Annotated in this window: 21 protein-coding genes and 1 riboswitch; of the genes, 10 read left to right on the forward strand and 11 right to left on the reverse strand. The window is 71.7% G+C overall.

Features of this window, described 5'->3' with window-relative positions:
• Positions 1 to 193: 193 nt before the first annotated feature.
• The gene (locus ACIA8D_RS22135) at positions 194 to 451 is read left to right on the forward strand and encodes a bacterioferritin-associated ferredoxin (RefSeq protein ID WP_399234627.1); all 258 of its coding nucleotides are present in this window, start codon (positions 194 to 196) and stop codon (positions 449 to 451) included.
• A gap of 176 nt (positions 452 to 627) precedes the next feature.
• On the opposite strand, the gene bfr is transcribed toward ACIA8D_RS22135, so the two are convergent.
• Positions 628 to 1,107, reverse strand: coding sequence for a bacterioferritin (gene bfr, locus ACIA8D_RS22140; RefSeq protein WP_399234629.1), 480 nt, complete (start codon positions 1,105 to 1,107; stop codon positions 628 to 630).
• Between the two features lie 185 nt (positions 1,108 to 1,292).
• Between bfr and ACIA8D_RS22145 the strand changes: the two genes are divergently transcribed.
• Positions 1,293 to 1,925, forward strand: coding sequence for a sulfite oxidase-like oxidoreductase (locus ACIA8D_RS22145; protein ID WP_399234631.1), 633 nt, complete (start codon positions 1,293 to 1,295; stop codon positions 1,923 to 1,925).
• 39 nt (positions 1,926 to 1,964) lie between these two features.
• Here ACIA8D_RS22145 and ACIA8D_RS22150 read toward each other — a convergent pair whose 3' ends face one another.
• From ACIA8D_RS22150 to thiO, 6 genes are all read right to left on the reverse strand, one after another.
• Positions 1,965 to 2,474, reverse strand: coding sequence for a DUF4396 domain-containing protein (locus tag ACIA8D_RS22150; RefSeq protein WP_399234633.1), 510 nt, complete (start codon positions 2,472 to 2,474; stop codon positions 1,965 to 1,967).
• Between the two features lie 66 nt (positions 2,475 to 2,540).
• Entirely contained in the window at positions 2,541 to 3,404 is an 864-nt protein-coding gene (locus ACIA8D_RS22155; RefSeq protein ID WP_399234634.1) for a deoxyribonuclease IV, read from the reverse strand.
• A gap of 48 nt (positions 3,405 to 3,452) precedes the next feature.
• Complete coding sequence (pknB, locus tag ACIA8D_RS22160; protein WP_399234636.1) at positions 3,453 to 5,408, reverse strand: Stk1 family PASTA domain-containing Ser/Thr kinase; 1,956 nt, start codon at positions 5,406 to 5,408, stop codon at positions 3,453 to 3,455.
• Positions 5,409 to 5,545: 137 nt separating this feature from the next.
• The gene (locus tag ACIA8D_RS22165) at positions 5,546 to 6,358 is read right to left on the reverse strand and encodes a thiazole synthase (protein WP_399234637.1); all 813 of its coding nucleotides are present in this window, start codon (positions 6,356 to 6,358) and stop codon (positions 5,546 to 5,548) included.
• A gap of 7 nt (positions 6,359 to 6,365) precedes the next feature.
• Positions 6,366 to 6,566 carry a sulfur carrier protein ThiS gene (thiS, locus tag ACIA8D_RS22170; protein WP_399234639.1) on the reverse strand — a complete coding sequence of 67 codons (201 nt, stop codon included), beginning with the start codon at positions 6,564 to 6,566 and terminating at the stop codon, positions 6,366 to 6,368.
• Positions 6,563 to 7,750, reverse strand: a complete 1,188-nt coding sequence (gene thiO / locus ACIA8D_RS22175) for a glycine oxidase ThiO (protein ID WP_399234640.1) — start codon at positions 7,748 to 7,750, stop codon at positions 6,563 to 6,565. The genes thiS and thiO overlap by 4 nt, the downstream gene beginning before the upstream one ends.
• A riboswitch (TPP riboswitch) is annotated at positions 7,748 to 7,861 on the reverse strand. Its footprint overlaps the gene before it by 3 nt.
• Before the next feature lie 52 nt (positions 7,862 to 7,913).
• Here thiO and ACIA8D_RS22180 point away from each other — a divergent pair.
• From ACIA8D_RS22180 to ACIA8D_RS22205, 6 genes are all read left to right on the forward strand, one after another.
• Positions 7,914 to 8,261, forward strand: a complete 348-nt coding sequence (locus ACIA8D_RS22180; RefSeq protein ID WP_399234642.1) for a hypothetical protein — start codon at positions 7,914 to 7,916, stop codon at positions 8,259 to 8,261.
• A gap of 120 nt (positions 8,262 to 8,381) precedes the next feature.
• Positions 8,382 to 9,617, forward strand: a complete 1,236-nt coding sequence (locus ACIA8D_RS22185) for an NAD(P)/FAD-dependent oxidoreductase (protein ID WP_399234643.1) — start codon at positions 8,382 to 8,384, stop codon at positions 9,615 to 9,617.
• Between the two features lie 117 nt (positions 9,618 to 9,734).
• Positions 9,735 to 10,100, forward strand: a complete 366-nt coding sequence (locus tag ACIA8D_RS22190; protein WP_399234645.1) for an Rv2175c family DNA-binding protein — start codon at positions 9,735 to 9,737, stop codon at positions 10,098 to 10,100.
• 84 nt (positions 10,101 to 10,184) lie between these two features.
• On the forward strand, positions 10,185 to 10,832 hold the full coding sequence (gene thiE / locus ACIA8D_RS22195) for a thiamine phosphate synthase (protein WP_399234646.1): 648 nt from the start codon (positions 10,185 to 10,187) through the stop codon (positions 10,830 to 10,832).
• 105 nt (positions 10,833 to 10,937) lie between these two features.
• A complete protein-coding gene (gene metF / locus ACIA8D_RS22200) occupies positions 10,938 to 11,858 on the forward strand; it encodes a methylenetetrahydrofolate reductase [NAD(P)H] (protein WP_266720542.1) in 921 nt (306 codons plus the stop codon).
• 45 nt (positions 11,859 to 11,903) lie between these two features.
• Positions 11,904 to 12,767, forward strand: coding sequence for a hypothetical protein (locus tag ACIA8D_RS22205; RefSeq protein ID WP_399234648.1), 864 nt, complete (start codon positions 11,904 to 11,906; stop codon positions 12,765 to 12,767).
• 31 nt (positions 12,768 to 12,798) lie between these two features.
• Here the strand turns inward: ACIA8D_RS22205 and ACIA8D_RS22210 are convergent, their stop codons facing one another.
• The 4 genes from ACIA8D_RS22210 to ACIA8D_RS22225 form a co-directional block, all read right to left on the reverse strand.
• Positions 12,799 to 14,295 carry a phytoene desaturase family protein gene (locus tag ACIA8D_RS22210; RefSeq protein WP_399234649.1) on the reverse strand — a complete coding sequence of 499 codons (1,497 nt, stop codon included), beginning with the start codon at positions 14,293 to 14,295 and terminating at the stop codon, positions 12,799 to 12,801.
• Between the two features lie 463 nt (positions 14,296 to 14,758).
• Complete coding sequence (locus ACIA8D_RS22215) at positions 14,759 to 15,385, reverse strand: TetR/AcrR family transcriptional regulator (RefSeq protein WP_399234650.1); 627 nt, start codon at positions 15,383 to 15,385, stop codon at positions 14,759 to 14,761.
• A gap of 35 nt (positions 15,386 to 15,420) precedes the next feature.
• Positions 15,421 to 17,505, reverse strand: coding sequence for a YhgE/Pip family protein (locus ACIA8D_RS22220; RefSeq protein ID WP_399234653.1), 2,085 nt, complete (start codon positions 17,503 to 17,505; stop codon positions 15,421 to 15,423).
• Positions 17,477 to 18,307: an ATP-binding cassette domain-containing protein gene (locus tag ACIA8D_RS22225; RefSeq protein WP_399234656.1), complete on the reverse strand. Its 831-nt coding sequence runs from the start codon at positions 18,305 to 18,307 to the stop codon at positions 17,477 to 17,479. Before ACIA8D_RS22225 ends, ACIA8D_RS22220 begins: the two co-directional genes overlap by 29 nt.
• Positions 18,308 to 18,469: 162 nt before the next feature.
• On the opposite strand from ACIA8D_RS22225, the gene ACIA8D_RS22230 reads away from it, so the two are divergent.
• Together ACIA8D_RS22230 and ACIA8D_RS22235 are read left to right on the forward strand one after the other, a co-directional pair.
• A complete protein-coding gene (locus ACIA8D_RS22230; RefSeq protein WP_399234658.1) occupies positions 18,470 to 19,030 on the forward strand; it encodes an SAV_6107 family HEPN domain-containing protein in 561 nt (186 codons plus the stop codon).
• Positions 19,031 to 19,150: 120 nt separating this feature from the next.
• Complete coding sequence (locus ACIA8D_RS22235) at positions 19,151 to 19,954, forward strand: class I SAM-dependent methyltransferase (protein WP_399234660.1); 804 nt, start codon at positions 19,151 to 19,153, stop codon at positions 19,952 to 19,954.
• The last annotated feature ends 90 nt before the right edge of the window (positions 19,955 to 20,044 follow it).

Consider the following 20,044-nt stretch of genomic DNA (forward strand, 5'->3'; position numbering starts at 1 on the left):
CTGTGGGGGGGGGTCGTCCTCCCCCCCCCCCCCCCCCCCCCCCCACCCCCCCGCGGGGGGGGGGGGCCCCCCACCCCCCCCCCCCCCCCCCACGGCACTTTTGTGCATCCGGTCCGGCGGGTAAGGTTAGGTTAGCCTCACCGATCAATCGGGACGGCACTACCTATGAGTCCCGACGACGCTCGACCGGGAGGTGAGCCGCGTGTTCGTCTGCAACTGCTTCGGTGTCACCGAGGCGCAGGTCAAGAAGCACGCGGAGGACGGTGCCTGCACCCCCCGCCAGATAGCGTCGGCCTGCAAGGCCGGCACGGACTGCGGCTCCTGCGTCCGCCGGATCCAGGCGCTGCTCGGCCGGGGCGCCTGCCCCCGTCGGGAACTCGTCGAGCAGGGCGAAGCGGCCGTGGCCCTCGCGCCGCAGGCGACGCCGACCCAGCTGCCGGAAGCGGCCTAGCTACCGGGATCGGCCTAGGGCTTGTCGTTTGGATCAGGCCGGGCTCGCGGGGCCTGGCACGCACGCTCGCGGCGTTGTCGTCGGTCGACGACGCTCCGCGTCGCCTCCCTCCTCCGCCTTGCGATCGCACGCACCAGGCCCCGCTCCCTGATCCGGCCTGATCCAAACGACAAGCCCTAGCTCTCCGGCTGCTCGATGAGCTGCGCGATGTACAGCGCCTCACCCAGCTTCTCCACCAGCTCCAGCTGCGTGTCCAGGTAGTCGATGTGGTGCTCCTCGTCCTCGAGGATCGATTCAAAAATGTTCGCGGACGTGATGTCGCCCTTGCCGCGCATCAGCTCGATGCCCCGCTTCAGACGGTCGATCGCCTCGACCTCGATCTGCCGGTCGGCCTGGAACATCTCCGTGACCGTCTGGCCGACCCGTACATGGAAGAGCCGCTGGTAATTGGGGAGCCCGTCCAGGAACAGGATCCGGTCGGTCAGCACCTCCGCGTGCTTCATCTCGTCGAACGACTCGGAGCGGGTGTACTTCGCGAGCTTCGTCCAGCCGAAGTTGTCCTGCATCTTCGCGTGCAGGAAGTACTGATTGATCGCCGTGAGCTCGGCCGTCAGCTGCTCGTTGAGAAACTCGATGACCTCGGGGTCGCCCTGCATCGCAGAGGCTCCTTCCAAGCGGTTACTGGGCAGGTTTCGCGCATCCTTGCACCGGCACGTGAGTGCGTCCAGTAAGTGCACGCTTAGTAGGAGTTGCCCGAATCAATGCCCGTGGCGGCCCTGCGGCGGCTCCGCGGAGGTGGGCGTGGTCACGTCCACTGCCCGGGGTCTGTCAGGATGGAGGCATGGGTCATCCGGTGGGTCGCGAGTCTGGGGGAGCAGTGCAGCCGGAGCTTCCACCGGGGCAGCGGCTGCAGCGCGGCTGGCCCGTCACGCACTACGGCCCGGTGCCCAAGTTCCGGCCCGAGCGCTGGGAGTTCAGGGTCTTCGGCTCCACCGCCGACGGTGACAAGCACTGCTGGAACCACGAGGAGTTCTCGGCACTGCCATACGGGACCGTGCTCGGCGACCTGCACTGCGTCACGAAGTTCAGCATGCTTGCCGCCGAATGGGGCGGCGTCCGCGCCTCCACGATCCTGGAGCTCGCCCCTCCCGGGCCCGACGTCACCCATGTGATGGTGTGGGCCGAGTACGGATTCTCGTCCAACCTGCGGCTGTCCGACTTCGCTTCCGAGCGGACCATCTTCGCCACGCACAAGGACGGCGAACTGCTCACCGCGGAGCACGGTTTCCCGCTGCGTCTCGTGGTGCCCCACCTGTATGCCTGGAAAGGGCCGAAGTGGGTGCGCGGTGTCGAGTACATGACCGCGGACCGGCGCGGGTTCTGGGAGGAGCGCGGGTACCACAACGTGGGCGACCCGTGGCAAGAGCAGCGGTACTCGTACCAGGAGGAGCCCGGAGAAGGGCCCGAGTTCTAGGCCGCTCTCCGGGCTCCGCACCGGGGTACCCCCTGGGGGTCAGTGGAACTGGTGCACCACCGCGTGGCCCTTGCCGCGGCCGATCATCCAGCGGTTGACCGGGGTCGTCACCACGAAGGCGATCGCCAGGGACACCGCGAGCGCGACCCAGAACAGGGCGTCCGAGAGCTGGGCGTCCATGGCGCTCGGCCACAGGACGATGACGCCGTTGTCGATCAGCTCCATGACCGCGATGGACAGCGTGTCCGCGGCGAGCGCGATCCGGAAGGCCGTCCTGAAGTCGACGCCCGCGCGCCGGACGCTGCGCAGCGTGAGCGAGTAGCCGAAGAAGAACGCGAGCACGATCGCCAGGATCATCGTCGGTACGTTGCCCCAGCCGAGCGCGGTGCCGATCACCATGCCGAGGACCTCGCCGATGGCACAGCCGGTGAGGCAGTGCAGGGTGGCCTGGGCGGCCATGGACCAGGTGACCTTGCCGCCGGCGCCGTGTGCGCCGTGGTGCTCGTGCTGGGCGGGGTCCTCGTGCCCGGTGTGCGTCTCGTGCTGCATGGTTCCCCCAGTGCTCGCTGCGGATGCTGACACCAAGGTAACCCAGATACCCCCTAGGGGTATTCCTCAGGCGCGAAGTTTCTTCAGGCGTTCCACGTCGGCCGCGTGCCCCTCCTTGCCGCCGGGCGTCTCGATCACCAGGGGAACGTTCTCGGTCGCGGGGTGGGCCATCAGCTCGCGGAACGGTTCCTCGCCGATGTGGCCGGTGCCGATGTTCTCGTGCCGGTCCTTGTGGGCGCCCACGACGTCCTTGGAGTCGTTGGCGTGGATCAGCTTGAGGCGGCCCTCGCCGACCGTGTCGACGAGCAGGTCGAGGGTCTGCTTCATGCCGGCCGGGCCCGTGAGGTCGTGGCCCGCCGCGAAGATGTGGCAGGTGTCGAGGCAGACGCCCAGCTTGGGGTGGCGGTCGAGGGCGTCGAAGTACGGGCCGAAGTCCCAGGTGCGCGAGCACAGCGAGGCGCCCTGGCCCGCGGTCGACTCCAGGAGCAGGAAAGGGTCGTCGTCGTGGGTCAGCTCGTCGAGCAGCGGCAGCATGCGCTCGCGGACCTGCGCGAGGGCGACCTCGCGCTCCCGGCCGCCGGTCGCGGAGCCGGTGTGCACGACGACGCCGAGCGCGCCGATCGCGCGGGCCCGGCGCAGCGAGTGGCGCAGGGAGTCCACGGACTTGTCGACGGTCGCCTCGGTGTGCGAGCCGAAGTTGATCAAGTACGGGGCGTGGACGTACGCCGGGATGTCCGCCTCGGCGCACTGGGCGCGGAAGTCCTCGTCCTGCTTGGGATTGCCGGGCGGGGTGGCCCAGCCGCGGGGGTTGGCCACGAAGACCTGGACGGTTTCGGCCTTGAGGTCACGCGCGTAGGAGAGCCCAACGCTCGCGAGGCCGCCGGCCACGGGGACATGGCCGCCGATCGGATTGCGGATGCTGCTGTTCACCCGGCCCAGGGTGTCATGGGCGTTCGAACGCCCGGGGCCGGGCCGTGGCTAGCGGATGGTGATCGTGATGCTGGAGCCCTTGGGGGCCTCGTCGCCGCCCTCCACCGACTGGCTCTTGACGGTGTCACCGAACAGGCCGAGCAGTCCGCGGTTCTCCTCCACCTCGAAGCCCGCCGCGGTGAGCTGCGACTTCGCCTCGTCGACCTTCTGGCCCGTGACATCGGGGACCTCGACCATGACGGGGCCCTTGGAGATCGTCAGCGTCACCGTGTCACCCTCGGCGAGTTGCTTGCCCTCGTCGGGGGACTGCCGGGCGACGCTGCCCTTGTCCTCTTCGGAGTTGACCCGCTTCGTGGAGATCTCGGCGTTCAGGCCCGCGTCCTCCAGGTCGGCGATGGCGTCCTGCTCGGACTCGCCCGTGACATCGGGGACGTCCACGGGGGAGCCCTTGGAGACGATCAGGGCGACGGCGGAGCCGGCCTTGCGGGTGCCGCCCGCGCCGGGATCCGTGCTGATCACCGAGCCCCTGGTGATCTGGTCGCTGAACTTCTTGGTGATCATGCCCGGTTCGAGGTCGCGCTTCTTGAGCTCGCTCTTCGCGGCGTCCAGCGGAGTATCGCTGAGATCGGGGACCTTCACGGTCTTGGAGCCCCTGGACACGGTCAGATCGACCGCCCCGCCGTTGCGGATGCGGTCGCCCGAACCCGGGTCGCTGTCCATGACGGTGCCGCGCTTGTATGTGTCGCTGTACGCGCGCGTGACCGTGCCCCGCTCCAGGCCCGCCTCCGTGAGGCGCTTCTCGGCCTGCGTCTGCGTCTGGTTGAGGACGGAGGGGACCTTCGTGAACTGGCCGGAGTTGATGTACCAGACGCCGGTGCCGAGGCCGAGGACCAGCAGGACCGCCGCGAGGATCGCGAGCGTGCGCCGCTGCGGGCCGCGCCCGCGACCGCCGCCGCGGGGCGATGCGGGGGCCGTGGGCGGCGGGGTCGGCGGCATCTCCAGGCGGCTCGTCCGGTTGAGCCGCGCCTGGTCCGCGGCCTCCGTGGGCAGCGGCAGCTGTACGGCGGTGCCCAGCGCGCGCGGGATCACGCTCGTACGGTCGTCGGCCCCCACGTGCTCGGTGTCGTGCGCCTGCGGCGGCACCGCGTCCAGCTGGGCGTCCGTGAGCGTCGAGCGGGCGTGCCTGGCGTGCGCGAGGAGCGCCACGGCGTCGTGCGGGCGCACCTCGGGGGTGCGGGCCGTCGCCGACGCGACCAGCTCGTCCAGCTCGTAGGGGAGGCCGGGGACCGCCGCCGAGGGCGGGGGCACGTCCTCGTGGAGGTGCTTGTAGAGGATCTGGGCGGGGGACTCGCCCGCGTGCGGCTTGCCTCCCGTGAGCATCTCGTAGAGCACGACGCCGCACGCGTAGACGTCCACGCTCGGTGTCGCCGTGCCGTTCTCGATCTGCTCGGGCGCCAGGTACGAGACCGTGCCGAGGACGGCGCCCGTGGTGTTCGTGACGGTGTCCACCGCGCGTACGAGGCCGAAGTCCGCGACCTTCACCCGGCCGTCGTCCCCTATCAGGACGTTCTCCGGCTTCATGTCGCGGTGTACGAAGCCCGCGCGGTGGGCCGCTCCCAGCGCGGCGAGGACCGGCTCCAGGATGTCGAGGGCGGCGCGGGGCCGCAGCGCACCCCGGTCACGCAGTACGTCGCGCAGGGTGCAGCCGGCGACGTACTCCATCGCCAGATAGACGTACGCGCCGTCGGTGCCCTGGTCGAAGACCCCCACCACATTGGGGTGCGAGAGGCGGGCCACCGACTTGGCCTCGCGGATGAAACGGTCCACGAACGAGGCGTCGGCGGCCAGCGAGGGGTGCATCACCTTGAGCGCGAGCACGCGGTCGAGGCGGGTGTCCACGGCCCGGTAGACCGTGGCCATCCCGCCGACCGCGATGCGCGCGTCGACGCGGTACCGGCCGTCGAGCACATGCCCGAGCAACGGGTCCTGAAGGGTCGTGTCCACGCAGGCGAGTGTACGAGGAGTGACCGACACCCGGACTCCGTGCCGTGAGGCCGGTGCCGTACTGCAGCAGAGCTGTGACCACCATCAAGCCCCGCCGGCGTTTGAGGCGCGGGGTCCGGATCGGAGCCCCGAGACCGTCACACGGTGCGGGCCGCCGAGAACGCCGGGCGCTCCGGATCAAGCACCGCCCGCCCCTCCGAAGGAGAAGACGCCTCCGCGAAGTGCCGCTTCGGAATCCGCCCCGCCCGATACGCGAAGCGACCCGCCTCCACCGCGTGCCGCATGCCCTCGGCCATGAGGACGGGCTCCTGTGCGCGGGTCACCGCCGAGGCGAGCATCACACCCGCGCAGCCGAGTTCCATGGCGAGAGTCACATCGGAGGCGGTGCCGGCGCCCGCGTCCAGGATCACCGGTACGCGCGCGTGCTCGGTGATCAGCTGGAAGTTGTGCGGGTTGCGGATGCCGAGCCCGGAGCCGATGGGGGAGCCGAGCGGCATGATTGCCGCGCAGCCGACGTCCTCCAGCTTGCGGGCCAGGACCGGGTCGTCGTTCGTGTACGGCAGGACCGTGAAGCCGTCGTCCACCAGCGTCTCCGCCGCGTCGAGCAACTCGATCGGATCGGGCAGCAGGGTGCGCTCGTCGGCGATCACCTCCAGCTTCACCAGGTCCGTACCGAGCGCCTCGCGCGCGAGGCGGGCCGTCAGGACGGCCTCTCCCGCGGTGAAGCAGCCCGCCGTGTTCGGCAGCACCCGGATGTTCAGCTTCTCCAGGACGGAGAGGACCGAGCCGTGCACGTTCGCGTTCACGCGGCGCATCGCCACGGTGGTGAGTTCGGTTCCGGAGGCCACCAGGGAGCGCTCCAGGACGTCGAGGCTGGGTGCCCCTCCCGTGCCCATGATCAGGCGGGAGGAGTACGACTCGCCCCCGAGGACGAAAGTGTCGTCGGCCATGGACGGTTCAGCCTCCTTGGACGGCCGTGAGGACCTCGACGCGGTCTCCTTCGGAGAGCGCCGTGGCGGGCCATTGGGTGCGGGGGACGACGGTCTCGTTGAGCGCGGCGGCGACGCCCTGGGGTGCGGTGGTGAGCGTGGTGACCAGCAGGTCGAGCGTGGTGCCCGCGGTCACCGTGCGCGGCTCGCCGTTGACGTGGACGTTCATGCGGGCTGCTCCACGAGGGCTGTGCCGAAGCGCTTCGGCGTGAACGGGCGGGCCTCTTCCGGAAGTTCACCGGTGGTCAGGGCGTGCGCCATGGTGTCGCCGGTGATCGGCGTCAGGAGCACGCCGTTGCGGTAGTGCCCTGTCGCCAGGAGGAGGCCCGGCAGGGCGGTCGGCCCCAGGAGCGGGGCGTTGTCGGGGGAGCCGGGGCGCAGGCCCGCGCGGGTCTCGGTGAGCGGCAGTTCGGTGATGCCGGGGACGAGTTCGTGGGCGTCCCGCAGGAGTTCGTAGACGCCGCCCGCGGTGACCGTGGTGTCCCAGCCGAGTTCCTCGCTGGTGGCGCCCACCACCAGTTCGCCGTTGACGCGCGGCACCAGGTAGAGGTTGCCGCCGCGGACGACCGCCCGGACCGTGCGGCTGAGGAAGGGCGCGTACCGCTTCGGCACCGTCAGGCGCAGCACCTGGCCCTTGACGGGGCGCACCGGCGGGAGCACCGCGTCGGGCACGCCCGCGAGCTGTCCGCCGCGGCTGCCGGCCGCCAGGACCACCTGGCCCGCGGCGAGTTCGGTGCCGTCGGCGAGGACTGCGCCGCGCGCCCGGTCGCGGACGACACGCAGCCGTTCGGCCCACGACCGGTGGAAGATCACGCCGGAGCGCTCGCAGGCCGTCACGAGGGCGCTCGCGAGCCTTCTCGGGTCGATCTGGTGGTCCCCGTCGACCCGCAGTCCGCCGCGCACGCCGGGCGCGAGCATCGGTTCGAGGCGGCGGCAGTCGCGGCCCGAGAGCCACTCGGCCTCGAGCCCCGACTTCGTCTGCAGCGCGTGCAGTTCACGGAGGTGGGCGCGGTCGTCCGCGTCGAGCGCGACCGCGAGCGTGCCGCAGGCGCGGTAGCCGAGGTCCTGCCCGGTGGCCTCGGACAGCTCGGCCGCGAAGTCCGGGTAGCGGCGCGCGGACTCCAGGTTGAGGCCGAGCAACGTCTGCTCGCCGTGGTGCAGTTCGGTGACGGCGGCCAGCATTCCGGCCGCCACCTGGGCGGCCCCGCCGCCGGGCTCGGGGTCCGCGACCGCGACGGAAAGATCGCGCTGCGCGGCCCGCCAGGCGGTGACCAGACCGATGATGCCGCCACCGACGACGAGGACGTCGCAGGTGTGCGTGTGGTGCGAATGAACGGATGGCGTCGACGACATGGGCGTCAAGCCCCTCCCTTCGCCGGTATGACCCGGATCAGGTTCGTACGGTCGAAGGCCGCTCCAGCCTCCCTCTCAGCCCGCTGCGTACGGGCTCCCGCGAGTGCTCTACGTTGGCCACCCTAGCCGTTGACCACACCCTCCAGTAAGGGAGTACCGACCCGTGGCCCGATCTCTCGAAGGTCTCTTGATGTCTCCCGTCGCCGACCAGGCCCCGGGCCAGGTGGGCACGAGCACCCGCTTCGCCTACCAGGAGGAGGACGGCCTCGTTTCGGCCGCCTACGTGGGCGGTGATGTGGTGCAGGGTCACCTCGTGGGGACGCGCACGGGCGACCGGCTCGACTTCCGTTACGTGCAGTTGAAGACCGACGGGACGACCGCCTCCGGGCACTGTGTCTCGCTCGTGTCCGAGCTCCCGGACGGCCGGGTGCGCCTCGACGAGACCTGGGAGTGGGAGTCGCAGGAGGGCAGCGGAACCAGCGCGGTCGAGGAACTGCTCGACCAGGAGTGAGTCCGGCGGCGCCGACCTTCCTCTTGATCGGTAAACCGCCGACGCGTGTGCAGGACGTCACGGCCCGGGAGTGGCCCGCACCGCTGACCGCGGCAAGATCGGGTGCCTAAGGTTGATCCCGTGAGTGAGCAGCGGAGCGGGAGCGGAGCGCCTTCGGGGCAGCGGAACGTCGTCATCGTGGGCGCGGGCATGGCCGGAGTGCAGACCGCCGTGGCGCTGCGCGAACAGGGCTTCACCGGCGCGGTCACCCTGCTCGGTGCCGAGCCCCACCAGCCGTACGACCGGCCACCGCTGTCCAAGGCGGTGCTGCTCGGCAAGGCCGAGGGCTCGGCCTTCGACGTGGACTTCGAGGCGCTCGGCGTCTCCCTGGAGCTGGGCCGCGAGGTGACCGGGCTGCGGCCCGGCGACCATGAGCTGGACACCGCCGAGGGACCGGTCCCGTACGACGTGCTGGTCGTCGCGACCGGCGCCGAGCCGGTCCAGTTGCCGGGGGGCGCGGGGGCGGCCCCCGGTGTGCATCTGCTGCGCACGCTCGACGACGCCGAGCTGCTGCGGCCCGTCCTCGCCGAGCAGCACGACGTGGTGGTCGTGGGCGCCGGCTGGATCGGCGCCGAGTTCGCCACCGCGGCCCGCGAGGCCGGCTGCCGGGTCACCGTCGTGGAGGCCGCCGAGCGGCCGCTGGCCGGGGCGCTGCCCGCCGAGATCGCCGCCCCCATGGCGACCTGGTACGCCGACGCGGGGGCCCAGCTGCGCACCCACGCGCGCGTGCAGCGCATCGAACCGGGCGTCGTGGTCCTCGACGACGGCACGCGGCTGCCCGCGGGAGCCGTCGTCGTTGGCATCGGCGCCCGCCCCGCCACCCGCTGGCTGGCCGGCTCGGGCATCGAGCTCGGTGCCCACCGCGAGGTCCTCGCGGACGAGGGGCTGCGCACCTCCGTGCCCGACGTGTACGCGGTGGGGGACTGCTCCTCGTTCCCCTCGGGGCGCTACGGGCAGCGCCTGATGGTCCACCACTGGGACAACGCGCTGCAGGGGCCGCGCACGGTGGCGGCGAACATCGTCGGTGTGACCCCGGCGGTGTACGACCCGGTGCCCTATTTCTGGTCCGAGCAGTTCGGCCGGTTCGTGCAGTACGCGGGGCACCACGAGGGCGCCGACGCGACGGTGTGGCGCGGCGACCCCGCCGGTGCCGCCTGGTCGGTGTGCTGGCTGCGCGACGGGGCCCTGGTGGCGGTCCTCGCCGTCGGCAAGCCGCGTGACCTGGCCCAGGGACGCAAGCTCATCCAGTCGGGGGCACCGCTCGACCCGCGGTTGCTCGCGGATCCGGCCCGTCCTCTGAAGTCCGCGGTGGCGTGAGTCCCACGCCTCAGGGGCCCTCCAAAGCGTGACGGAGCGGGGTGAAACGGGAGGAGCCGTGGCCCATCCGCACCGGCCCGGCTTCCGAGTGTCAGTCCGGGATGGCACGCTTGTCCTGTGACCGAGATTGACGCAAAGATCGATGCTCTCGTCCCCGCCTGGCTCACCCTCCCCGACATCGCGGAACAGCTCGATGTCGAGGTGACGCGTGTGCGGCAGCTGGTCAAGGAAGGCCAGCTGATCGCCGTGCGCCGCGGTGAGAACAGGGCACTGCACGTGCCCGCCGCCTTCATCGACGGCGACAAGATCGTCAAGGGGCTCGTCGGCCTCCTGACGGTCCTGAGGGACGACGGCTTCAGCGACGAAGAGATGCTGGAGTGGCTCTTCACCCCCGACCCGAGCCTGCCGGGCACGCCCGCGCAGGCCTTGAGCGAGAATCGCGGCACGGAGGTGAAGCGCCGCGCCCAGGCGCTCGCCGTCTGACCTGACGACAACCGTCCGGCGTGCGCACCGCGACCCTCGTGGTGCGCACGCCACCGACACCGCACGACCCACGGGGGGACTTTCATGGCGGACTCCAAGCGCGCGCTGCTCGCCGACGCACGGCTCTATCTGTGCACCGACGCGCGCAGGCGTCAGGGCGATCTGCCGGAGTTCCTCGACGCCGTGCTGGCCGCCGGCGTCGACATCGTGCAGCTGCGCGACAAGGGCATGGAGGCCGGCGAGGAGCTGGAGCACCTCCAGGTGTTCGCCGACGCGGCCCGCCGCCACGGCAAGCTCTTCGCGGTCAACGACCGCGCGGACGTCGCCCACGCGACCCGCTCCGACGTGCTGCACCTGGGCCAGGGCGACCTGCCGGTCCCCGCCGCCCGCGCGATCCTCGGCGAGGACGTGCTGATCGGCCGCTCCACGCACGCCGAGGACGAGGCCGCGGCGGCCGCCGTCCAGGAGGGCGTGGACTACTTCTGTACGGGCCCCTGCTGGCCGACCCCGACCAAGCCCGGGCGGTACGCGCCGGGCCTCGACCTGGTGCGGTACACGGCGGGCCTGGACACGGACCGCCCCTGGTTCGCGATCGGCGGCATCGACCTCGCGAACCTGGACGAGGTGCTGGAGGCCGGCGCCCGCAGGGCCGTCGTCGTCCGGGCCATCACGGAGGCCGACGACCCGGCCGCCGCGACGGCCGAGTTCGCCAAGCGACTGCGTGCCGTGTGACGTGCGCGGCCGTGAAGGTACTCACCGGTAACGGCCGCCCGGCCCGCCTGTCCGCAAGGTGGACGGGGATTAGGGCCTTTGGATATCGGTCAGTAACCTGCCCGTATGGCCCTAGGTACTGCTTCCACCAGGACTGATCGCGCCCGCACTGTGCGTGACATGCTCGCGCCCGGAAAAACGGCTTTCTCGTTCGAGTTCTCCGCGCCGAAGACCCCGAAGGGCGAGCGCAACCTGTGGAACGCCCTGCGCAGGGTGGAGGCGGTCTCGCCCGACTTCGTCTCCGTGACGTACGGCGCGGGCGGCTCCACGCGTGCGGGCACCGTCAAGGAGACGCAGCAGATCGTCGCCGACACGACGCTGACGCCGGTGGCCCACATCACCGCCGTCGAACATTCGGTCGCCGAACTGCGCAACATCATCGGCCAGTACGCCGACGCCGGGATCCGGAACATGCTCGCCGTCCGCGGTGACCCGCCCGGCGACCCCATGGGCGACTGGATCTCGCACCCCGAAGGCCTCACGTACGCGGCCGAACTCGTTGAATTGATCAAGGAGTCCGGCGACTTCTGCGTCGGGGTCGCGGCATTCCCCGCGATGCACCCGCGCTCGGCGGACTGGGACTCCGACGTGCGGCACTTCGTCGACAAGTGCCGCGCGGGCGCCGATTACGCGATCACGCAGATGTTCTTCTACCCGGAGGAGTATCTGCGGCTGCGCGACAAGGTGGCCGCGGCCGGCTGCGAGACTCCGATCATCCCGGAGTGCATGCCGGTGACGAGCGTGCGCATGCTCGAACGCCTGCCCAAGTTGAGCAACGCGGACTTCCCCCCGGAGTTGAAAGAGCGAATCCTCACAGCAAAAGACGATCCCGCCGCTGTACGCTCCATTGGCATCGAGTTCGCTACGGAGTTTTGCGCCAAGCTGCTTGACGAGGGAGTGCCGGGTCTGCACTTCATTACGCTCAACAACTCCACTGCGACGCTGGAGATCTACGAGAACCTGGGCCTGCACCAAGAGCGGGGCTGATTTCGCCGTACCCACAAGGGCTACGGCCGTACGAGAGGGGCGTACATGGGCTGGGCGGTCCTCTATGTCGCGTTCGGACTGGTGGCACTGTGGCTCCTCGGTGAGGTCCTGCTGCAGTACAAGGCACGGCTGCGCTGGCGGCTGCTCGCCTTCGGAGGCTTCCTCGGCGTCGTGATCGGCGTTCTGGTGCCCTCGGTGATCGTCATCGGGGCCGGCGCCATCGCGTTCGCGATCGGGCAGACGTACGTCACGCTGTCGTTCCGCCGCGGGTTCGCCGCGGGCTGGTCGATCAAGGGCGCGCCGAGCGTGCCCGGCCTGGGCGGCGGACGCCGCCACTCCGAGGAGGAGCTGCACCAGGAGCCGACGCTCCAGGTCTCCGACCTGGAGTACGAACCGGCGCCGCAGGAGTACGCGCCGGTCCCGGAGTCGGCGGCCGAGAGCACGGCGGTGTACGCCCCCGAGCCGATGCCCGACGACACCAGCCAGTACGGCGTCTACCAGGACACGGCCTACGCCCCGACCGCCCACGCGGCGCAGGACTACGGCTACGACGCCGGGGCCTACGGCTACGACCAGCAGAGCTACGGCTACGACCCGGCGCAGCAGCCGTACTCCGCCCCGTACTCCGACCCGTACATCGGGACCCAGAGCTACCCGGCGCAGCCCCAGTACGGCGACCCGTACGCCACCGGGCAGGGCTATGCCGACCCGTACGCGACGGCCGCGGGCTACGGCGGGGAGACGCCTCCCGGCGGCGTCTGGGTGCCGCAGCAGCGCAACGGCGACGGGCAGCAGCAGAACTACGGCGGTGAACTGCCGCCCGAGCAGCAGTACCCGGCGTACCCGCAGCACGACCCGAACGCGGGGTACGACAACAACGGGTACAACGAACAGCAGTACCGGTACTGAGCCGGCCGACGAGGGCCCGGACCTCCAGAGCTCACTGCGAGCCCTGGAAGTCCGGGCCTTCTACGATCAGGCCCGCCACCAGCGCGCCGGACATGCCCGCGTGCGGCAGTCCGCCGCCGGGGTGGGACCAGCCGCCCACGGTCGTCAGGCCGGGCAGCGCCGTCGTGTTCGGCGCGTGCAGCAGCTCGCCGCGCGCCGCCGCGAGCGCGGGGCCGGGCACCGCGCCGCCCTCGGCCCCCGTGGCCTCGGCGATGTCCTGAGGGGTGCGGACCTCGTGCCACAGCAGCCGCTCGCGCAGATCGGGGACCGCGTGCTCGGCCGCCGTGAGGACCCGCTCCACATCGGCCTCGGCCACGCGCGCGTGGGCCGGAACGGTCACCGTGAGGGTGATCGCCTCGTGCTCGGCGTCGGGCACCCCGGCGGGGTCCCCGGTGCGCAGCACCGCCACCGTCGGTCCTTGGGGGGCCGGGCCGCCTTCGAAGAGCCAGGCCAACTCCGCGTCCCGGTCCGCCGCGTGCACGACCGTCCGGTGCGGGGTGCCTTCCGGCCGGGCGCCGCGCAGCGCGAGGTGCACGGTCAGGCGGCTCGGCCACGACGCCTCGCGCTGGGCCGGGCCCTCGGTGCGCACGGTCCGCCCCGGAAGCAGCCCGCTCAGGACGCCAGGAGCGACGCCCGCCACCACGAACTCGGCGTCCTCCACCGTGCCGTCGGCCAGCTCCACGCCGGCCGCGCGCCCGTCCTTCTCCACGATCCGGGTGACGACCGAGCCGAACCTGAACTCGACCTTCCGCTTCAGGCAGCGCGCGTGCACGGCGTCCGAGAGGGCCCGCATCCCGCCGGTCACCGCCCACGTGCCGAAGGTCTGCTCCATGTAGGGCAGCACGGCCGCGCTCGCGGGGGCCGCACGGGGATCGAGGCCGGACGCCAGCGCGTACTGCTCCAGGAGCGCCACGAGGCGCGGCTCACCGCCCAGCTCCAGCACGCCGATCTCGGCGAGCGTCCGCGCCGCGCGGTCCTTGCGCAGGACCCGCTTGTGCACGAGCGCGGGGTACGGCTCGCGGTCGGCGAGAACCTGCCAGTTCGGCCACAGCGGCTCTTCCAGCAGCGGGCGCCGCGAGCGGTCCCAGGCCTCCCGCGCGCGGCCCATGAACGCCGACCAGCGCCCGCCGGCGCCGGGGCCGACCGCCGCGTCCAGCGCCTCGGCGACGCCTCCGCGCCGCGCGTTCGGCAGGTCCGCCGTCGTGCCGTCCGCGAAGACGTGCCGCACCGCGGGCTCGATCTGGGTGAGGACGACGAGGTCCTCCAGCGGCTCCTTGCCGGTCTTGAGGAACAAGTCCCGGGGGACCGCGGGCAGATGGAGCAGCCCCGGGCCGGTGTCGAACGCGAAGCCGTCGCGCTCGAGGAGGCCAAGGGAGCCGCCGTACGTCGACGCGCGCTCGAAGACCACCGGTCGGTGGCCCGCGACGGCCAGCCGAGCGGCGGCCGCCATGGCGCCCAACCCCGCGCCGATCACCGCAATTCGTGCCATGCCAGGGACTTTATCCGCCACCACTGACAACGCCGCCGTCAGGTCGTTCCGGCCCCGCGGACCGGTGAGTGCAGGCACGGAGTCCGGCTGGGCCTGAGCGCGCACGACTGAGTATCCGTACCTAGTCGGGGAGATGAGTAGGTACGCGGATGGGGCCGACCTGCGCAGACGGAAGAGTGGTGGGCACGGAGAGGGGCACGGATGCGGCACCGCCGACACGGGGCGGCGGAACGGATCGAGTGCCTCTTGCCGCTCCTCTCGCCCGCAAGGGCGGGAGTGAGTACGGGGGACCCTGGGGAGACCGAACGGGGGTCCAACGGGGGAAGTACGGGGGATCCAACGGGGGAAACGGGGGATCCACGGGGGATGCGCCGGTCCGGTGAGGCCTGAGAACGACCACAGGCCCTGCCGGACCGGCGCTTCATTTGTGCCGGTGCCGGTGCCGGTGCCGGTGCCGCGCCCCTCAGGCCTTGCCCGTCAGCGGCTGCCCGCCACCCACGCGCCCCTGGAGCAGCAGCGAGAGCGCGCCGTGCACATCGTCCAGCGAGCGCTCGGGCTGGAACGCCTGCCAGTCCAGGGCGGCCACGAGGACCATGCCCACGAGTGCCGCCGCCGTGAGCGGCACGTCGATCTCCTCGCTCAGCTCGCCGCCGTCCACAGCGGCCCGCAGGACGCCCTCGACCACGGCCACCGCCTCCTGGCGGACCACGGCGAGCGTGGACTGCCAGGCACGGTTGGTGCGCCACAGCTCGGCTACGTAGAGCTGGGTGAAGGCCGGGTACTCGTCGATGAACACGAGGCCCGCACGGATCATCGCGTCCAGTGCGTCGACCTTGCTGCCGCCGTTCTCGTCCGCCTTCCGTGCCGCCTCCCGGAGGGAGGCGGTGAGGAGCCCGACGCCGTGCCGCAGCAGCTCCTCGAAGAGGACCGACTTGCTGGCGAAGTTGTAGTAGACCGTGCCCTTCGCGACCCCGGCCCGCTCGGCGATCTCGTCGACCGTCGTGGCCGAGAAGCCCTGCTCCGCGATGAGCGTGACCGCGGCCTCGTAGAGCTTCTGCCGCGTGGCCTGACGCCGTGTGCTGCTTTCCATGCCCCTGATTCTCACAGGAGCGGCGGTGGGCGCGCTCACAGGCTCAGCTCCGGGTGCAGCCGGTCCAGCGTCCACACCTGCTTGCGCCGTGCCGTCCACGCGGTGAGGGCGAGCGCGCCCGCCGTGAACGCCGTGAGCACCACGCAGGCCTGCCACACCGGTCCGAGGTCACCGCCGGAGATCAGCCGCCGCAGGGCCTCCACGACGTAGCTCATCGGCAGGAACGGGTGGAGCGCGTTGAAGAAGCCGGGGCTCGTCTGCACGGGATACGTGCCGCCCGCCGACGTCAGTTGCAGCATCAGGAAGGCGAGCACGAGGATGCGGCCCGCCGCCCCGAAGCGCGCGTTCAGCCACTGCACGATCGCCGCGAAGCACGCCGTGACGAGGCCCAGGAAGCCGACCGTGCCCGCCGCGTGCAGCATTTCGAGGCCGAGCGCCCAGTGCAGTACGGACATCAGGGCAGCCACCTGGAGGCAGCCGAGCGCGGCCACCGGCAGCCAGCCCGCGAACGCCACCCGCCAGGACGAGGCGCCGGCCGCGAGGGCGCGCCGGTTCATCGGCTGGATCAGCATGTAGGCGACCATCGCGCCCACCCACAGGGAGAGCGGGATGAAGTACGGGGCGAAGCCCGTCCCGTAGTTGGGCGCCTTGTGCAGCGACTGGGAGGCCAGCTTGACGGGGTCGGCCATCACGCCGGTGCGCTGGTCACGGTCCTTCTTGTCGTAGTCGGGGATCTTCTGCACGCCGTCGTGCAGCCCGCCCGCGAGCTCGCCCGAGCCGTCGGCCAGCTGGAACATGCCGCCGTTCAGGTCGTCCGCGCCGGTCGTCAACCGGCCGACCCCGGCGTCGAGTTCCGTCGAACCGGTGTGTGCCGTGCCGAGGCCCGTGTGCAGCTTCTTGGCGCCCGCCGCGACCTGTCCCGCCCCGTCGTTGAGCTTGTTGATCTGGGCGACCGCGTTCTCGACGTCCTGGTCGAGCGTCGGGGCGTGCCTGGCCAGGTTCTCGGACTGCTCCTGGAGGGTGGCCAGATGGCTGTCCATCGCACCGAGGTCGCCGTGCTCGTCCTGGATGAGCGTGTTCAGGTCGTCGGAGATCGTGGCGACGTCGTTCGCCGCCGTCTTCGCCTTCTTCAGGTCGGGGCAGGCCGGGTCGTCGATGACCGACTTCTCGCAGCGCCTCTCGTAGACCGCGTCCAGGGCGTCCGAGCCGGCGTGCGCGCCCGTGCGCGCGGTGGGGGCGATCCTCACCAGGTCGTCCAGGTTGTGCCGGACGCCCTTGGCGGAGTCGGCGACCAGGCGTGCCGTGTCGGCGATCGCCTTCTTGTTGCCCTTCAGGAAGGGGCGCACCTGATCGGCGGCGCCGTTCACCTTGTCGGCGAGCAACTGCGTGCCGTCGGAGACCTGTCGGGAGCCCGACTCCAGGTCACCGGCCCCGGTGGTGAGCTTCGTCAGGCCGCTCTCCAGGTCGCCGCTGCCCTTCTTGGCGTCCTTGAGGCCGTCGGCGAGGTCCTTCGAGCCCTTCTTGGCCCTGCCGATGCCGCCCTCGAGCTGGTCCGCGCCCTTGGCCGCCTTCTTCGTGGCGTCGTGGATGTCCGAGAAGGACACGAAGATCTTGTCGAGGAACGAGCGCGACGCGTTGGTGGACGCCGCGGAGCGCACCTCGGAGAAGACCGTCCGGGAGATCTGCCCGACGATGTAGTTGTTCGCGTCGTTGGTGCGCACCTGAAGGGCGCCGGTCTCGGGCGACTCGCCCGAACTCGACGCGATGCGCTTGCTGAAGTCCTCCGGCATGGTCAGCGACAGGTAGTACGTGCCGTCCTCCACGCCCTGCTTCGCCTGCGCGGAACTGACCTCGTGCCACTGGAAGGTGTCGCTGTCGTACAGGCCCTTGGTGATGTCGTCGCCCGCGCTGATCTTCTGGCCCGCTGCCGACGCGCCCTTGTCGTCGTTGACGAGTGCCACGGGGATCTTGTCGAGCTTCCCGTACGGGTCCCAGAACGACCACAGGTACAGCGCCCCGTAGAGCAGCGGCAGCAGCAGGAGCGCGACGAGTGCGGCACGCGGCAGCTTTCCCCTGCCGAAGCGCCTGAGTTCAAGCGCGGCGAGCTTCGGCGAGCGCATCGGCCGTCTCCTTCACGGGGTCGTTCGAGGTGTCGTTCGTGGTGTCGTCCGTCGTGCTCACCGGGGCGGTCGACAAGACGACCGCTCCTTCGGGGGCCTCGCTGCACACGGCGACGACCGTCGTCCCGGAGCCGGCCACGGACCGCAACTGGGTCCAGATCTCGGCCCGTTCGGCGTCCGCGAGCTTCAGGTCCGTGTCGTCGACGCCGATCAGGCGCGGGCGGCCGATGAGCGCGAGCGCCAGAGACAGGCGCAGCGCTTCCAGGCGCTCCAGGTCGCGCACGGAAGTGCGGGAGCCCTTCGGCAGGGTCTCGGTGTCCAGCCCCGCGGCGGCGAGCGCGGCGTCGATGCGCAGGCTCGCCTCGGCCCGCCGCTCGGCGGGCGTGCGCAGCAGCCCGCGGAACGTCCCGTCGAACCTCCGCTGCAGCAGCGCCTGTTCCCGCAGGTGCTCCGCCACGGTCAGTGCAGGGTCCAGCTCGGTGACGCCGGGCACGTGGGCGAGCGCGCTCATCCTGCGCACGGCGGTCAGCTGCTTCGGCAGCCGCATCCCGCCGACCCGCGCCGTGCCCTCGCTCGGCTTCATCCGCCCGGTCAGGGCGAGCAGCAGGCAGGTGCGCCCGCTGCCGGAGGGGCCCTCGACGGCGACGAGCGAGCCCGCCGCCGCGTCGACGTCGACACCGCGGAAGGCCCAGCCCCGCGGTCCCTTGAGGCCGAACCCCGTGGCCGCCACCGAGGCTCCTGCCGCCGCCCCGTGCGCGTCCGCGCTGTCTGGATTCGTCGCCCCGCTCGCCGGGCCGTCCATGGGTCCCCCCTGGGCACATCTTTGAACTGACTGGTCAGTGCAAAAGCTAGCCCGAACTTTCGGTCGAAGCAAAATGCCTGGTCGGAGCCGATTGTCAGTGGCGTACCCCACGATGGGCACATACGGCCACAGCGCCGTCACACAGACGACAGGAGGTTCGTCATGGCTGGACACAGGGCACCCACCACAGCTGCCACCCGCCGCGGCGCCACCGGACCTGCCCCCTCACCCACCGGACCGGCGAGCGACATCCACCCGGTCCTCCGCCGGGCCGGCGCCCCGCCCGCCGCCCTCGATCTGCTCGCCCAGGCCCGCGCCGGACTCGACGAGGCGTCCGCGCTGGAGACGGCGAACGAGCGGTACGCGACGGCCCACCTCGCCGCGCTGCGCACCGCCGCCGCCGTGCTCGCGGCCCGCGGCAGGCCCGAGTCCACGCCCAGGCGCCGCGCCAAGATACGCAGCGCGTGGGAGGTGCTCCCCGAGATAGCTCCCGAACTGGCGGAGTGGAGCGCCCTGTTCGCCTCCGGCGCCACCAAGCGGGCCCGCGCGGAGGCGGGCATCCGCGACGCGGCCACCGCGCGCGACGCCGACGACCTGTTGCGGGACGTCGCGATGTTCCTGCGCCTCGTCGAGCGCGCGCTCGTGCTGCAGCCGGTGCTGCCCCAGCCCCGGCAGGAGGAGGACGGGCGCACGAGCCGCGGGAGGGTGCAGGACGCCGGATAGCGCCCACGCCATCCGTGCGCACGGATGGCGTGGGCGCCGGGCCGCGCCCATTAGGGTGGAGGCGCCCGAACCAGTACTTGCTCCGCCGCCGGTCGGAGCCGCCCCGAGGAGTCACCTGCCGTGTCGGATCACCACCCGCGAACCACGTCACCGCGCTCCGACTCCTCGCGGCCCCGCGCCTCCCTCCGTACCGCCGTGGTCTGGGACGTCCTCAAGGATGCCCTCGACCGCCGCGCCAAGTCGGCCGGGCGCGAGGTCCTCGACGTCCTCGACACCGGGGGCGGCAGCGGCAACTTCGCGGTGCCGGTCGCCCAGCTGGGCCACCGCGTCACCGTCGTCGACCCGAGCCCGAACGCGCTGTTCGCGCTGGAGCGCCGGGCCGCCGAGGCCGGCGTCGCCGAGCGGGTGCGCGGCGTCCAGGGCGATGTCTCCGGCCTGTTCGACGTCGTCGAGCGTGACGGGTACGACGCGGTCCTGTGCCACGGCGTCCTCGAGTACGTGGAGGAGCCGGCGGAGGGCGTGCGCAACGCCGTGGGCGCGCTGCGCTCCGGCGGCGTGCTCAGCCTGCTCGCCGCGGGCCTCGGCGGCGCCGTCATCGCGCGGGCCCTCGCCGGGCACTTCAAGGAGGCCAGGCAGGCGCTCGACGACCCGGCGGGCCGCTGGGGCGAGGGCGACCCGGTGCCGCGCCGCTTCACGGCCGAGCAGCTCAAGGAACTCCTCGGCGGCGCCGGAGTGGACGTCGGCGCGGTGCACGGCGTGCGGGTCTTCTCGGACCTCGTCCCCGGCGTCCTCGTGGACACCGAACCGAGCGCGCAGCAGGAGCTGCTGAAGCTCGAGGCGGCCGCCGCGGAGCTGCCCGCTTTCCATGCAGTGGCCACGCAGCTGCACGTGCTCGGTGAGAAGCGAGTGGCCGAAGAGGGCTGAGCACATCGGCCGATGGCCGGAAGTTGCTCGCTGATCAGCGGCGCAGCGATTGATGGAGTACGCCACAGGCCCCCCGATCGGCGGCTCGGC

This window comes from Streptomyces sp. NPDC051684, assembly GCF_044453445.1.
Classification (GTDB): Bacteria; Actinomycetota; Actinomycetes; order Streptomycetales; family Streptomycetaceae; genus Streptomyces.

What these genes read in the sequence shown, in the direction of transcription:
- bfr (WP_399234629.1), bottom strand. Translation starts at nt 1,107, where the DNA reads ATGCAGGGCGACCCCGAGGTCATCGAGTTTCTCAACGAGCAGCTGACG.
- ACIA8D_RS22145 (WP_399234631.1), top strand. Translation starts at nt 1,293, where the DNA reads ATGGGTCATCCGGTGGGTCGCGAGTCTGGGGGAGCAGTGCAGCCGGAG.
- ACIA8D_RS22150 (WP_399234633.1), bottom strand. Translation starts at nt 2,474, where the DNA reads ATGCAGCACGAGACGCACACCGGGCACGAGGACCCCGCCCAGCACGAG.
- ACIA8D_RS22165 (WP_399234637.1), bottom strand. Translation starts at nt 6,358, where the DNA reads ATGGCCGACGACACTTTCGTCCTCGGGGGCGAGTCGTACTCCTCCCGC.
- thiS (WP_399234639.1), bottom strand. Translation starts at nt 6,566, where the DNA reads ATGAACGTCCACGTCAACGGCGAGCCGCGCACGGTGACCGCGGGCACC.
- thiO (WP_399234640.1), bottom strand. Translation starts at nt 7,750, where the DNA reads ATGTCGTCGACGCCATCCGTTCATTCGCACCACACGCACACCTGCGAC.
- thiE (WP_399234646.1), top strand. Translation starts at nt 10,185, where the DNA reads ATGGCGGACTCCAAGCGCGCGCTGCTCGCCGACGCACGGCTCTATCTG.
- metF (WP_266720542.1), top strand. Translation starts at nt 10,938, where the DNA reads ATGGCCCTAGGTACTGCTTCCACCAGGACTGATCGCGCCCGCACTGTG.
- ACIA8D_RS22205 (WP_399234648.1), top strand. Translation starts at nt 11,904, where the DNA reads ATGGGCTGGGCGGTCCTCTATGTCGCGTTCGGACTGGTGGCACTGTGG.
- ACIA8D_RS22210 (WP_399234649.1), bottom strand. Translation starts at nt 14,295, where the DNA reads ATGGCACGAATTGCGGTGATCGGCGCGGGGTTGGGCGCCATGGCGGCC.
- ACIA8D_RS22215 (WP_399234650.1), bottom strand. Translation starts at nt 15,385, where the DNA reads ATGGAAAGCAGCACACGGCGTCAGGCCACGCGGCAGAAGCTCTACGAG.
- ACIA8D_RS22220 (WP_399234653.1), bottom strand. Translation starts at nt 17,505, where the DNA reads ATGCGCTCGCCGAAGCTCGCCGCGCTTGAACTCAGGCGCTTCGGCAGG.
- ACIA8D_RS22225 (WP_399234656.1), bottom strand. Translation starts at nt 18,307, where the DNA reads ATGGACGGCCCGGCGAGCGGGGCGACGAATCCAGACAGCGCGGACGCG.
- ACIA8D_RS22230 (WP_399234658.1), top strand. Translation starts at nt 18,470, where the DNA reads ATGGCTGGACACAGGGCACCCACCACAGCTGCCACCCGCCGCGGCGCC.